We start from the raw sequence: 14,674 nt of genomic DNA, 5'->3' as shown, positions 1-14,674 counted from the left end.
AGCATGTATTAACTAACCACCGTCGATACAATTTTGTATAATACAGAGCATAACTATCCACAACAGATTAATATACGAAGGCGAATTTAATGAACATTAGTAAGGTTGAATTAAATGACTTTAATGTTTATTTCAAGAAAGAAAAAATTAATTTCCCTTTGTTGATGAAAAAAATATCAAATAATGAAATAAAAGGGAAACAACTGAATGCTGAAAATGGTTTTCGCAGCGTCCATCTTGTCGAATATGAAAATAAAAAGTTTATTGTCAAGAACGATCGTGAAATAGACAATCGCTTTGAAAAAAAAGCGCTAAACTTTATTTCCGGGCCCTTTTATTCACATATGATTAAACGACTGGCACGCTTAACTCCAGAGCAACGCGCCTGTACTGCAGATCTGTACTACGTTGCCGAAAAATGTCACTTTCGTCAATGTGTTGAAGTGTCAACCGTGCATGAATACATTGATGGAAAACCCCTTGCCGAAATCAACAAAAGTAATGCCGAAGAGGTGAAAAACTGTATTATTAAACTTCACAATGCAGGTCTTGCATCGAATGACATTCACCCTGGAAATTTTATTAGAACGCCATCTGGTGAACTTAAAGTTATCGATCTTTCATGCAAAGGCATTATGAAAATATGCCAGGCGAACGATATCCTCACGCTCCGGAATAAATACAATATCGATATTCAGGGTCATGGCTTCGTTTATAACCTGATTTTATTGAAAGAAAAGCTTCGCCGACTTTCACGAAAAATTCGCGGCAAGTAAAAAATAGCCAGATATTAATCATATCTGGCTATTCATTCTTACTGGCTTAATACTAATCCCAGCTCAGGATCACTTTCCCTGACTGGCCTGAACGCATCGCGTCAAAGCCCTGCTGGAATTCATCGATGGAGAATCGATGGGTGATGATCGGCGACAAATCCAGTCCAGACTGGATCAGTGCAGCCATTTTGTACCAGGTTTCAAACATCTCACGACCGTAGATACCTTTAATAAACAGCCCCTTAAAGATAACTTTGGTCCAGTCGATGGACATATCAGATGGCGGAATACCCAGCATAGCAATACGGCCACCGTGGTTCATGGTGTCCAGCATGGCGCGAAACGCTGGCGGCGCCCCGGACATCTCCAGGCCCACATCAAACCCTTCGGTCATACCCAGTTCAGCCATCACGTCGGTCAGATTCTCTTTCGACACGTTGACCGCGCGTGTGATACCCATTTTGCGTGCCAGCTCAAGGCGATACTCATTAACGTCGGTGATCACCACGTGGCGTGCGCCAACATGCTTCGCGACCGCCGCCGCCATAATACCGATTGGACCCGCACCGGAAACCAGCACATCTTCCCCAACCAGATCGAACGACAGCGCCGTGTGCACTGCATTACCGAACGGATCGAAGATAGACGCCAAGTCGTCGGAGATATTGTCCGGGATTTTAAATGCGTTAAATGCCGGGATCACCAGGTACTCCGCAAAGCAGCCAGGGCGGTTTACACCGACACCGGTCGTATTGCGGCACAGGTGAGTACGTCCACCGCGGCAGTTACGGCAATGCCCGCAGGTGATATGACCTTCGCCTGAAACGCGATCGCCGATTTTAAAGCCTTTAACTTCCTGACCGATGCCAACAACTTCGCCGACATATTCATGCCCAACGACCATCGGTACCGGGATGGTTTTTTGCGACCATTCATCCCAGTTATAAATGTGAACGTCAGTCCCGCAGATGGCTGTTTTACGGATTTTAATCAGCAAATCGTTATGACCGACTTCCGGTTCAGGAACGTCGGTCATCCAAATGCCCTCTTCCGCTTTCAGTTTGGATAACGCTTTCATTTCACATCCTCAGGCAATAACGCCCAGTTGTTTACCAATGCGTGTGAACGCCTCAACAGCACGCGTAATCTGCTCAGGGGTATGCGCCGCAGACATCTGGGTACGGATACGCGCCTGGCCTTTTGGAACCACCGGATAGAAGAATCCGGTAACGTAAATCCCCTCTTTTTGCAGCTCGCGGGCGAACGCCTGCGCCACTACTGCATCACCCAGCATGACCGGGATGATCGCGTGATCCGCACCGGCTAACGTAAAGCCTGCGGCAGACATTTGCTCACGGAACTGACGTGCATTCGCCCACAGGCGATCGCGCAGGTCGCTGCCAGCTTCAACCATTTCCAGCACTTTAATGGAAGCCGCAACAATCGCCGGTGCCAGTGAGTTGGAGAACAAATAAGGACGGGAACGCTGACGCAGCCACTCAACAACTTCTTTGCGCGCTGCGGTGTAACCACCGGATGCGCCGCCGAGTGCTTTACCCAGCGTACCGGTGATGATGTCCACGCGACCCATCACGTCACAGTATTCATGGGAGCCACGACCATTTTCGCCGACAAAACCGACGGCATGGGAATCATCAACCATGACCAGCGCGTCGTATTTATCCGCCAGATCGCAAACGCCTTTCAGATTAGCGATCACACCATCCATAGAGAACACGCCATCAGTGGCGATCAGGATATGGCGAGCGCCTGCTTCACGCGCTTCTTTCAGGCGAGCTTCCAGTTCCACCATATCGTTGTTGGCGTAACGGAAACGTTTTGCTTTACACAGACGCACGCCATCAATGATAGAAGCGTGGTTCAGGGCATCGGAAATAATTGCGTCTTCTGCGCCCAGCAGCGTTTCAAACAGACCGCCGTTGGCGTCGAAGCAGGAAGAGTAAAGGATGGCATCTTCCATTCCGAGGAATGCCGCCAGTTTTTGCTCCAGTTGCTTATGGCTGTCCTGGGTACCGCAAATAAAGCGAACCGAAGCCATACCAAATCCGTGAGAATCCATACCCGCTTTTGCCGCTGCAATCAGTTCCGGATGGTTAGCCAACCCCAGATAGTTGTTCGCACAAAAGTTAATAACGTGGCTTCCATCCGCCACGGTAATATCCGCCTGCTGGGCAGATGTAATAATGCGTTCTTCTTTAAACAATCCTTCCGCACGTGCGGTTTCGAGATCGTTCGTTAACTGTTTGTAAAAATCCCCACGCATTTCAATTCTCCAGACTGGGCAAATTTCAGCACATATTACCCAAAGCTATACGTTGATACGAGATGACGCATCATCACTTCTTCAAAATGAAGCATAAATCACGTGTACCCGCACGGCTTATCGGTGAATGGCTGAAGCCTAAGCCATGTAGTGATATGATAGAAGTATTCGTGTCTGAGATTGTCTCTGACTCCATAATTCAAAGGTTACATTTATGATCATCGTTACCGGCGGCGCGGGCTTTATCGGCAGCAACATCGTTAAGTCTCTGAATGATAAAGGTATCACCGACATTCTGGTGGTGGACAACCTGAAAGACGGCACCAAGTTTGTTAACCTGGTGGATCTGAATATTGCTGACTACATGGACAAGGAAGACTTCCTGATCCAGATTATGGCCGGGGAAGATTTCGGCGATATCGAAGCGATTTTCCACGAAGGCGCATGCTCTTCAACCACCGAGTGGGACGGCAAGTATATGATGGATAACAACTATCAATACTCCAAAGAGCTACTGCACTACTGCCTGGAACGTGAAATCCCGTTCCTGTACGCATCCTCTGCCGCCACCTACGGCGGTCGCACTTCTGATTTCATCGAGTCTCGTGAATATGAGAAACCGCTGAACGTCTACGGCTACTCAAAATTCCTGTTCGACGAGTACGTGCGTCAGATCCTGCCAGAAGCCAATTCTCAGATTGTTGGCTTCCGCTATTTCAACGTCTACGGACCGCGTGAAGGCCACAAAGGCAGCATGGCAAGCGTTGCTTTCCACCTCAACACCCAGCTTAACAATGGCGAAACACCAAAACTGTTCGAAGGCAGTGAAAACTTCAAACGTGATTTCGTTTACGTAGGCGACGTAGCTGCGGTAAACCTGTGGTTCCTGGAAAACGGGGTTTCCGGCATCTTTAACCTCGGTACAGGTCGTGCGGAATCTTTCCAGGCCGTTGCCGATGCTACGCTGGCGTACCACAAAAAAGGCAGCATTGAGTACATTCCATTCCCGGAAAAACTGAAAGGCCGCTACCAGGCATTTACCCAGGCAGATCTGACGAACCTGCGCGCAGCGGGCTATGACAAGCCGTTTAAAACCGTCGCCGAAGGCGTCACGGAATATATGGCCTGGCTGAACCGCGACGCGTAAGTATGAAAATTTTGGTGGTTGGCCCGTCTTGGGTGGGCGACATGATGATGTCGCAAAGTCTCTATCGCACGCTCAAGGCGCGCTATCCCCAGGCGATAATCGACGTGATGGCACCTGCATGGTGCCGTCCGTTATTGTCGCGCATGCCAGAAGTCAACGAAGCTATCGCCATGCCGTTGGGGCACGGCGCGCTGGAGATCGGCGAGCGCCGTAAACTCGGCCACAGTCTGCGTGAGAAGCGCTATGACCGCGCTTATGTGCTGCCTAACTCGTTTAAATCCGCTCTGGTGCCGTTCTTTGCGGGTATTCCCCATCGTACAGGTTGGCGTGGCGAGATGCGCTACGGTCTGCTAAACGATGCGCGCGTACTGGATAAAGAAGCATGGCCACTGATGGTCGAGCGCTATGTGGCTCTGGCTTATGATAAAGGCGTGATGCTGACGGCCAAAGATTTGCCGCAGCCTCTGCTATGGCCACAGTTGCAGGTCAGCGAGGGTGAAAAATCGCTAACCTGTAGCCAGTTCTCCCTTTCAGCTGAACGCCCCATCATCGGTTTTTGCCCAGGTGCGGAATTTGGCCCAGCGAAACGCTGGCCACATTACCACTATGCAGAACTGGCAAAGCAGCTGATCGATGAAGGCCATCAGATTGTGCTGTTTGGCTCAGCAAAAGACCATGAAGCCGGCAATGAGATCCTGGCGACGCTGAGCGTTGAACAGCAGGCATGGTGCCGTAATCTGGCGGGCGAAACACAGCTGGAGCAGGCTGTCATCCTTCTCGCAGCCTGCAAAGCGGTGGTCACCAACGACTCTGGATTAATGCACGTGGCCGCAGCGCTGAACCGTCCACTGGTCGCATTGTATGGTCCAAGCAGCCCGGATTTTACGCCTCCGCTTTCCCACAAGGCGCGTGTCATTCGCCTGATTACGGGTTATCACAAAGTGCGTAAGGGCGATGCGGCAGAAGGCTATCATCAGAGCCTGATTGACATTACACCCCAGCACGTACTGGAAGAACTCAACGATCTGTTGTTACAAGAGGAAGCCTGACGGATGCGGGTTCTGATCGTTAAAACGTCGTCTATGGGCGATGTACTGCATACGTTGCCCGCATTAACCGATGCTCAGCAGGCTATTCCGGGTATTCAATTTGATTGGGTGGTGGAAGAAGGGTTCGCTCAAATCCCCTCCTGGCATTCAGCCGTTGACCGGGTTATTCCAGTGGCGATCCGTCGCTGGCGTAAAGCCTGGTTTTCAGCGCCGATTAAAGCCGAGCGTAAAGCGTTTCGTGATGCGGTGCGTTTACAGCAGTATGACGCGATAATCGATGCTCAGGGTTTGGTTAAAAGCGCGGCGTTGGTGACACGTCTGGCACGTGGCATCAAGCATGGTATGGACTGGAGCACAGCCCGCGAACCGCTGGCAAGTCTGTTTTATAATCGCAAACATCACATAGCCAAACAGCAGCACGCGGTAGAACGTACGCGTGAATTGTTCGCCAAAAGCTTGGGATATGTTAAACCGCAGTCGCAGGGTGATTACGCGATTGCGCAGCATTTTGTAAAACAGCAAACGTCCAATTCGCAGCCCTACGCTGTATTTTTACATGCGACCACGCGAGATGATAAGCATTGGACAGAAGCACACTGGCGGGACCTTATTACGCTGATACCGAAGACAGGGATTCGCATTAAACTTCCATGGGGAGCAGCGCATGAAGAGGAAAGAGCAAGAAGAATTGCGAAAGGATTTGATAATGTCGATGTATTGCCAAGGATGAGTCTTGAGGAAATTGCGCGTATCCTCGCCGGTGCTGAATTTGTAGTTTCGGTTGATACTGGCCTTAGTCATCTGACCGCCGCGCTCAATCGCCCAAACGTTACGCTATATGGTCCCACCGACCCAGGGCTCATTGGTGGCTACGGTAAGAATCAGTTAACGTGCATTGCTCCGGAAGGAAAACTGTCGTTACTCACCGCTCAGCAAGTACTAACACACCTACCGTCCGACGTATAACCCCCCGACTCGGGACGGGGGCTCTGCACGCTTATCAGAACATGCAGAGCATCGGTAAGCTTACTACAGGAATGGTTTTACATGCGCCATGATCTCTTCGCAACTCACCTTCTCTAGCGCTGAACGATACTTAATTTCATCCAGCGTCGTATAGGCTTTGTAAACCACCTTGTGCAATTGAGGGTCCTGATAGGGGCCATAAAGATAAGGTGAGGTGATCACATACATACTCACCGTCGGTACCCGCATTGCCACGGCAAGGTGCATAGGTCCTGTATCAGATGTTACCAGCAGGTCCATATTCTTCACTTCCTGAATAAGCCCTTTAAGCGTCGTTTTACCGATAAGTGGCTTCACGCGGTCATGAAAGTGGCTATCCAGCTTTTGCAAAAATTCGTCCTGCAGAGGCACTTCATTCGGCGCACCAATCAGGACGACACGCACATCATCATGAGCAAAAAGTTGGTTTGCGAAAGTGACAAATCGCTCAACAGGCCAGCATTTCTTAAAGGATGATGCTCCCATTTGAAAACCAATCCAACGCAGCTTTGAATCTTCCTCGCTCACCGTACGTTCGACAGGAAACGGCAGGTGCATACTGTTGTCTGGCTTTTCATTCAGCAACGGCATGATAAGCTCCAGCTTTCGCTGAATAGTATGCCCAACGAATTTACTGATTCTGTTGGTTGCCCATTTACTTACGAGTGGGATGTCCTGCTTATCGTTATCCACAAAAACATACTTTGTGCCAGCAATAATGGCGCTAAGGAAATCATAAGGTGTATGTGAGTGAAGAATTACCGTCAGGTCTGGCGTTCCACGTTTCTTGATCTCTTTAACCAATGCCGGGAGGGTAGTGAGTTTATTATCCCATGAGATAAGATCGTCCCAGTCACTCCCCCCTTTGAGGAAGTCATACATCTTTTTGTGGCAAATCAGGGTGATTGTCGCAGAAGGATATGTCTGGCGGAGCGCATGAATTGCTGGAGAGTTCATCATGAAATCACCCAGCGCCGTTGAAGAATAAATCAGGATATTCTTCAGCTGATTTTTATCCTGATTTTCAAATTCTTGCTGACTAAAAGAAAAATCTTTCTTACGGGTGTATATCATTAAAAAAAGATTAACCAGTAATAGCTGAATTTTTTTTCTCAATGCTCTAATCATTAAATAAAACCTATTTAATCTATCGCCAGATAGAGATCAATATATCAACTTATCTATAGCAATAAGTAAACTTATGCTTCATCCATTGCCGTATTTTTACGCACTTGCTCCTGCAGACTTACAAACCGCGTAAATACATCATCGACGCTAATATTGCGAGCATCATAATCTTTTCCTTGCAGCATTTCGTACGGCACACCCCATGGCGTCCATAGCCATGCAGCCTTGTTGCCGAACAGCGCCACCACTGGTTTACGCACCCCAGCAGCAATATGCAAGGCACCGCCGTCGCTGGTCACAATCTGATCGCATAGTGACATACCGGCCATCAGCTCACGAACGCTATTCGTTCTTACTGGAATAATCGGCAGATCGGCACATTGCGCGCTGATAAAATCAGCCTTATCATCATCACCGGGATGTAATTTATTATCTGATTTTCCTGGAGACCAGAATAACATAATATGGCACGCCTGTATGGCTGCAAGTTTATGAGCAAGCTCAACAAACTTTTCTTTTTGCCATTGTTGTTCTTCTCTTCGGGAACTTATCTGCAACCCATAAACAGGTAAATTGTCCTGTGGAAATTCTATCTTTGCTTTTATATCAGCCAGTTCTTGTGGTGTGACATACAGCTCCAGCGGACCTGGTTTAGAAGTACAGCCTAGCGGTCCCGTTAATCTATTCAATAAATTGACCAGATGAAGCTGCTCCTGAGTTTCAGGAATAGCATCGGTGACAATGTCCGGGCAGTCATTACCAATAGCGATAATTCTTTTAGCACCCGCTAATTTTGCCCACTGTAAAGGTCGTTTATCCCAATGCTCTTTGGCAATAATCGCGACATCATATTTAGCACGACGCAGATCGATAATCGTCTTCAGGCGCTGAAACAATACCTTAAGGCTAGATGTGCCTTTAGAACGGTGGTGCAGCTTGCTGTATAAGAAAACTTTACCTACATGAGGATTATTTTCGATAATCGATTGATTGTAGGTGTTAACCAACAAATCAACTTTACAATTCATGTCTTTTGCAATAGTCGAGATCAGCGGCGTTGTCAGTATCAAGTCGCCAATGTTATCTCTACGAATAATTAAAACTTTCATTTTTTAGCCCGTGATATTTTATTACTCGTAAAGATCAGACCCAGCATTAAACCTGATAACGCAAGGTTTTGCTCAAGGTAGTGATCACGCATCATGTTATCTACACCACTACGGAACAAGAAGCTCACCGTGAAAAGAGACAAGTACAGACCCGGAATTATTAAATCACGAGAGAATGCACGCCAGCCAATAAGGATCATCAACATGACGAATACCAGCCAGTTGATAAGCCCAAGGACACCGTTCTGAAGCGCGACATCAATCAACCCGTAATGGCTGTTAGATTGCTGAATAATAGGGTCGTGATATTTTTCCTGCAGAAGCACTAAGAATGCATCTTTTCGCGGACCCGCACCAAACGGATATTCAGCGATCAGTTCGCTCCCCTGACGGAAGAACGATGCCCGGCAACTATTCGAGTCATCCATTATGCGGCCAGTGCTGTCCTGCATCAACGGGCCATCAAAACCGTTATAGCAACGACTGTGCATACCCAGATCCCAGCCAGCAACCATATCCATGCTTAGGCTTTTCCAGCGGGAGTCCTGATGCCAGGAAGTGTAGCCTATAATGCCTACTACTATCGTAACGACCAGTGCAGCCAGACAGAGCTTCGGCAAGTTCTTTCGGCTAATTGCTTTTAAGGCAATAAATACGCAGATAGAAATCGTACTACCAATCAGACCAATAGTGCCCCAGCGGGTCTTCGCTAATGCTGAACAGATGAAGCACAGCAAAATAAAGGCAGCCATCAATTTGTTGCTGAAAATAAGATACTTACGGCCCAGGAACAGTCGACAGGCAAGTTCTGCCAGTAAAATTCCCGTAACCATGTTTATCTGAAAGCTCATCTCGGTGCGAGTTGGTACAATCCACGTCTCACCCCAGAGTATCGTTCCCGTCTTGATATAAAAATAGATATTCTGCAGCAGGTGAATAAATATCACCCCTAGCGAACACAGAACAACTAAAGACAATACCTTATTGGCCGTTATATATTTAAAATGATACTTACAGATTGGATACAAAAAGAGTCCAACGAAGAATAATAGCCCCGCACGCAGGTATTGTCCCTGCCAACCGCGCAACATTTTCCCCACATCAATTGCAACAAATAACCCATTGACCAGTGTAAACACGAGAAAAATAAGAATTAAAGCGACAGCATATTTCGCCAGTTGACTAAGCTCAATAGATACATATTTTCTACAAACGCAAAAGTATAAAGTTAGAGCTGCACTTAAATATATGGAGAAGTTCCTATTGGCTGGCAAGATAGAATTCTGTATAGGCCAAACAAAACATAGAACACAAAATGAAATTAACAACAAATAAACTGCAATACCTTTACACGAGGCTTGCATTTGTGTATTTGAATTCATATAAACCCTATTGAAACAAAACCCGACACATATTTATAAATAAAAAATGCAAGAAGAGACATAGTATGAATTCATTCCATGAAATACAAATTCCATTTACAACATATTTTTACAGTTAAAATCACAATGATTTTCGAATTGTTCTTTCGCGAATGGCTCTGGCTTTTCCTTCAACCTGTTCAATGAACACACCCTCATTCTTAATAATATCTTTCAGGTTACGGTTGAAATATACCTTTAAAAATCTATAATAATCTCGAGTCGTCAATCCAATATTATCGGATGAAAAATAAAGTCCAGTAAGATCCTTATTACGCCAACGTAATGGCACTTTATTTCTAATTTGTGCCCGATGCAGATCGATCACCGAAATTTTTAGACTATCTTCATTTTTATCATCAAATGGAAGATGAAGTAAGAAATGGCAAATATAACAATCACGATGGTTAACACCGCCAAGATGCATCGCGCGAACCATATCGGCTACACGTTGAATCAGCATTCTTTTTACGTGCGGGTGCGGGGGTTCAACACTCCAATTCGCACAATAATCTTCCAGGCTAATAGTTGGCGTTAAATCTTCGGTAATGATAAAAGAGGTTTTCTTTACCGGATTCCAACCCGTTTCGCCAAATGCAACGCCATGCATCGTATCAACGCCTAAGGAGGCTAAACGGTGTATGGCATTCCACTCACGGTCGGCACCCAGTACCGGCATACGAAGTGACAGTAGATTTTTAATGACTTCTTTATAAGTGGTACCTCGATGCCACTTCAAAAAATAGCTCTTATCAGCAACGCTAAAACGAAGTGTGCGACGGGTTTCTAGTTCCCGAAAGACCTCACCCTGAAGCTTTCTAACCTCGATGAATGGGTCTTTTCCCTTCCACAATGTGGCAAAGGGTTCATTTAACTCAACCATGCAATTCACCTGTAATAATATCCGCTACATGTTCTGGCAAACTATAAAGATCCTGCGTATCCGCATAATGCCGCGCATTTTTCGCCCACTTTTCACGAAGAGAACTATCCGCCAGGACCTTATGCAAATCGTCATCAAGCGCATGTTGCTCAAAAGGTTCACTCAATACAACACCGCATCCTGCCGCCGCTACGTGAGGTGCGTAACCGCAGACCTCCGTCACGAGCACAGGCAAACCCGCCGCGATAGCTTCAACCAGTACAATTCCCGCAGCTTCCTGCTTCGCCGGATGTAATAACACGTCCGCAGCCGCCATCAGATGTGCAACATCATCACGCCCAGCAAAGAAATGGACGTTCTCTTTCACACCCATTCTTTCTGCCTGTGCAGCGAATGCGCGAGGTTTATCCTGACCAACAACAAAGAGCTGGGTTTGACGACGGATAGCCTCAGGCAGTGCGGCGACAGCGGCAATTGAGCGGCCGACCCCTTTTCGTGAAAAATCAGAACCAACCTGCAACAATAAGAAGTGATCCGGAGTGATGCCGATGGCTTCACGGTAACGTTCACGGCTACCGGGGGCCTGGCTACTGTATTTTCTATCGGGATAGATGCCGGGCGGAAGAAGCTGAAAGCGCTCGTCTTCCGTATGGTAATACATTTTAAAATCAAGGATTTGTTTTGTAGTCAGCATCAGCAACTTTGTCTTCATCCCTGGTTTAAACACAGCTTGCTCAAAGGCTGCGTAGTGACGGTATCGCGCCGTTAAGCGATACAAGAACCCCTTTTCTTTCGCTACCTTCGCCGCATAACACACATCCGCTGCGTAGTAATAATCCAGCCCCGGCATTTTATTAAAACCCAGGACACGGTCTGCCGGGTACTGAGTTAAATGCTGCTGAACCCACGTCTGATACTGTTTATCTCTTCCATGGTTGGAATGTGAGGTAACCGGGACATCAACGCACTCAAATTCCGCCGGGCGCTCCCCTTGCCAGGCTCGTGTATAGACTCGGACATGATGCCCGCGCGCCGCGATCGTTTTAGCGATACGCATAAAGTCACGCTGTAGCCCACCATAGGGAAAATATTTGTACAGACAGAGGGCAACAATCATTGTGCATTCACCTCAATTTCTGGCGCGTCGCCATTGAGCACTTGCCAGGCGGCGTTAATAACATCCTCCGCAGGGATAACTGACGGATATTTATAACTGCGGTCCAGCTGCTCTCTTGGCGGTACTGGCTGATAGTTTCCAGCCCATAGCAACGTGACATTTTCCGCCCATGGCCGCCATGCGATATGATCCGTCGCGCCAAACAAACAAATGATAGGGGTCTTCACCGCTGCGGAAATATGCATAGGCGCGGAGTCAACACCGATAAACAACGCCGCATGATCAATGAGAGCAGCCAATTCAGGAAACGTCGTTTTACCCGCAAGCGCGGTGACGGGAGATAATTTGCATCCCTCAGCAATATCATGGATACATTCCTGGTCTTCCTTCCCAGGTCCAGAGGTCAGCACAACCGGATAACCTTGTTCCTGTAAGGCATCAATAACCTCACAAAATTTCTCGTTATCCCAACATTTAAAGATCTGACGTGCGGTTGGCTGAATAACCACATAGCGCTCACCCACGCTGAGCTGTTTTAGCTGTTCATGGATATTTTTCCAATGGGAAGGAGCGTAGTGCATGGACAGTTCGTGCTTGAGTGTTTTAAGCCCAAGTGGATTCAGAATCGACAGGTTACGCTCGACGATATGGTCGCCAGTAATCGGCACAAGATGCGTAAAGCTCTTCTGCCAGAAAGGCTTCTGACGGTGCGGGAAATCAGGAGAAAGTTTTGTATCAGCGGACAAAAAGCGGACCAATAGTGCAACCAGCCACTGATCGGTCAAGTTGATTACTAAATCATATTGGTTTTGGCGTAATTTTTTTATTAATGAAATGAAATTAGCGATTTTCTTTTTTGTCGTGGCGTTTTTCTTACTGATTCCATATAGCGCATTAATCTCCGGATTTTCAGATAAAATCGGCTTTGTGTCTTCGTAAAGGAGCACATCGATTTTGGCATCAGGATAGTTACGTTTTAATGTACTGATGACGGGGGTTGTCAGCAGCATATCGCCATGAAAACGCATTTTAATGACCAGGATATTTCTGAATAACTTTTCCACAAGCGGCTCTTTTGTTGAGAGTGTCCGATACCGTTAAGCAAAAAAAAGCACGCTACCGCCCCAAGCTCAACAGTTGCCTGATTACTGATATCGCACTAAAATTTTGCGCGCTAGTGTACCACTTCTTTAGTGGCAATCCGATACGAATAAAAGTTAAGCACATTTTTCTTTTCGTCTTTCCAATCAATTCATTAGCGCAGATTAATGTCAACTTTAAAACCAATTTTGTTATCCTCTCTAGCCCCTGACTTTAATTTCAAAGAGTTACGCCAGAATGTAACTTAATGGTCTATCACACGTCAGATTGACCACTTTAGCGTCTAATTGGTCCCTGAATGGCAAAAGTAATAGCAAAGCACCGGGTAAATACATAGAATCCACAGCACATCCATTAGCCAGCTAACGCCCATGCTTGAGTTGCTTTACACCACATTGCTCTACCTTATTCAGCCTTTGATCTGGATACGGCTTTGGGTGCGCGGACGTAAGGCTCCGGCCTACCGTAAACGCTGGGGCGAACGCTACGGCTTTTATCGCCGCCCGCTAAAACCCGGCGGCATCATGCTTCATTCGGTCTCTGTGGGCGAAACGCTGGCTGCAATCCCATTAGTCCGCGCTCTGCGCCACCGTTATCCCGACTTGCCGATCACGGTCACCACCATGACGCCAACCGGTTCCGAGCGGGTACAATCTGCTTTTGGCACTGACGTTCAGCATATTTATCTGCCTTACGATTTACCGGATGCCCTGAACCGTTTTCTGAATAAAGTTGACCCCAAACTGGTGTTAATTATGGAAACCGAGCTGTGGCCAAATCTGATCGCGGCACTCCATAAGCGCCACATTCCTCTGGTCATTGCCAACGCACGGCTTTCTGCTCGTTCAGCCGCTGGTTATGCGAAATTAGGTAAATTTGTTGGCAGACTACTGCGTCGAATTACGTTGATTGCCGCACAAAACGAAGAAGATGGCGCACGTTTTATTACGCTTGGCGCCAGAAGCAATCAAGTCACCGTTACTGGCAGCCTGAAGTTTGATATATCCGTCACACCGCAACTGGCCGCAAAAGCGGTGACATTACGTCGTCAATGGGCGCCTCACCGCCCGGTATGGATTGCAACCAGCACCCACGACGGTGAAGAAAGCATCATCATTGCCGCTCATCAGGCGTTATTAAATCAGTTCCCGAATCTTTTATTGATTCTGGTTCCCAGACATCCAGAACGGTTCCCGGATGCCATTAACCTTGTACGCCAGGCTGGACTAAGCTATACCACTCGTTCTTCGGGTGAAGTTCCATCATCAGGCACTCAGGTTGTGATCGGCGATACCATGGGTGAGCTGATGTTGCTGTATGGCATTGCCGACCTTGCTTTTGTCGGCGGTTCACTGGTTGAACGTGGTGGACACAACCCGCTGGAAGCGGCAGCGCATGCTATTCCGGTGTTGATGGGACCACATACGTTTAATTTTAAAGATATTTGCGCCCGTCTCGAACAGGCAAGCGGATTGATCACCGTCACCGACGCAACTACGCTGGTGAAAGAGGTCTCTTCCTTACTGACCGATGCAGATTATCGTAATTTTTATGGCCGTCACGCAGTTGAAGTTCTGTATCAAAATCAGGGCGCGCTACAGCGTCTGCTGCAACTGCTGGAACCTTACCTGCCACCCAAAACGCATTGAGGCAA

General features: G+C 47.4%; 13 protein-coding genes. 5 read left to right on the top strand and 8 right to left on the bottom strand.

Annotated elements, in window-relative coordinates; genetic code table 11:
* The first annotated feature begins 89 nt into the window (after positions 1-89).
* Positions 90-776, top strand: coding sequence for a lipopolysaccharide core heptose(II) kinase RfaY (locus OGY06_RS16130; RefSeq protein ID WP_286605705.1), 687 nt, complete (start codon positions 90-92; stop codon positions 774-776).
* 52 nt (positions 777-828) lie between these two features.
* On the opposite strand, the gene tdh is transcribed toward OGY06_RS16130, so the two are convergent.
* Both tdh and kbl read right to left on the bottom strand, forming a co-directional pair.
* Complete coding sequence (tdh, locus tag OGY06_RS16125) at positions 829-1,854, bottom strand: L-threonine 3-dehydrogenase (RefSeq protein WP_003024132.1); 1,026 nt, start codon at positions 1,852-1,854, stop codon at positions 829-831.
* A 9-nt stretch (positions 1,855-1,863) separates the two neighbouring features.
* On the bottom strand, positions 1,864-3,060 hold the full coding sequence (kbl, locus tag OGY06_RS16120) for a glycine C-acetyltransferase (protein ID WP_003827313.1): 1,197 nt from the start codon (positions 3,058-3,060) through the stop codon (positions 1,864-1,866).
* A gap of 214 nt (positions 3,061-3,274) precedes the next feature.
* Between kbl and rfaD the strand changes: the two genes are divergently transcribed.
* From rfaD to rfaC, 3 genes are read left to right on the top strand one after another with little or no spacing between them, the layout of a single operon-like run.
* A complete protein-coding gene (gene rfaD, locus OGY06_RS16115; protein WP_003827312.1) occupies positions 3,275-4,207 on the top strand; it encodes an ADP-glyceromanno-heptose 6-epimerase in 933 nt (310 codons plus the stop codon).
* 2 nt (positions 4,208-4,209) lie between these two features.
* Entirely contained in the window at positions 4,210-5,256 is a 1,047-nt protein-coding gene (gene rfaF / locus OGY06_RS16110) for an ADP-heptose--LPS heptosyltransferase RfaF (RefSeq protein ID WP_003827310.1), read from the top strand.
* Between the two features lie 3 nt (positions 5,257-5,259).
* Positions 5,260-6,222, top strand: a complete 963-nt coding sequence (gene rfaC, locus OGY06_RS16105) for a lipopolysaccharide heptosyltransferase RfaC (RefSeq protein ID WP_063941156.1) — start codon at positions 5,260-5,262, stop codon at positions 6,220-6,222.
* A gap of 63 nt (positions 6,223-6,285) precedes the next feature.
* Here rfaC and OGY06_RS16100 read toward each other — a convergent pair whose 3' ends face one another.
* From OGY06_RS16100 to rfaQ, 6 genes are all read right to left on the bottom strand, one after another.
* Entirely contained in the window at positions 6,286-7,389 is a 1,104-nt protein-coding gene (locus tag OGY06_RS16100; RefSeq protein ID WP_286605703.1) for a glycosyltransferase family 9 protein, read from the bottom strand.
* Between the two features lie 71 nt (positions 7,390-7,460).
* Positions 7,461-8,498, bottom strand: coding sequence for a glycosyltransferase family 9 protein (locus OGY06_RS16095; RefSeq protein ID WP_003827303.1), 1,038 nt, complete (start codon positions 8,496-8,498; stop codon positions 7,461-7,463).
* Positions 8,495-9,880 (bottom strand): O-antigen ligase family protein, encoded by a 1,386-nt coding sequence (locus OGY06_RS16090; RefSeq protein ID WP_164562367.1) that lies wholly within the window; start codon positions 9,878-9,880, stop codon positions 8,495-8,497. Before OGY06_RS16090 ends, OGY06_RS16095 begins: the two co-directional genes overlap by 4 nt.
* Before the next feature lie 121 nt (positions 9,881-10,001).
* Positions 10,002-10,802 carry a lipopolysaccharide core heptose(I) kinase RfaP gene (gene rfaP / locus OGY06_RS16085; protein WP_148361320.1) on the bottom strand — a complete coding sequence of 267 codons (801 nt, stop codon included), beginning with the start codon at positions 10,800-10,802 and terminating at the stop codon, positions 10,002-10,004.
* Positions 10,795-11,919 carry a glycosyltransferase family 4 protein gene (locus tag OGY06_RS16080; RefSeq protein ID WP_164562365.1) on the bottom strand — a complete coding sequence of 375 codons (1,125 nt, stop codon included), beginning with the start codon at positions 11,917-11,919 and terminating at the stop codon, positions 10,795-10,797. The genes rfaP and OGY06_RS16080 overlap by 8 nt, the downstream gene beginning before the upstream one ends.
* Positions 11,916-12,983: a lipopolysaccharide core heptosyltransferase RfaQ gene (gene rfaQ, locus OGY06_RS16075; protein ID WP_074170599.1), complete on the bottom strand. Its 1,068-nt coding sequence runs from the start codon at positions 12,981-12,983 to the stop codon at positions 11,916-11,918. The genes OGY06_RS16080 and rfaQ overlap by 4 nt, the downstream gene beginning before the upstream one ends.
* A gap of 408 nt (positions 12,984-13,391) precedes the next feature.
* Here rfaQ and waaA point away from each other — a divergent pair, with 408 nt between their 5' ends.
* Entirely contained in the window at positions 13,392-14,669 is a 1,278-nt protein-coding gene (gene waaA / locus OGY06_RS16070) for a lipid IV(A) 3-deoxy-D-manno-octulosonic acid transferase (RefSeq protein WP_003827291.1), read from the top strand.
* Positions 14,670-14,674 lie beyond the last annotated feature (5 nt).

Origin of the sequence: Citrobacter sp. Cpo147, from assembly GCF_030332405.1 — a bacterium.
Classification (GTDB): domain Bacteria; phylum Pseudomonadota; class Gammaproteobacteria; order Enterobacterales; family Enterobacteriaceae; genus Citrobacter; species Citrobacter portucalensis.
Note: the sequence above shows the minus strand (reverse complement) of the source record. Positions and strands in the feature narration are given on the sequence as shown.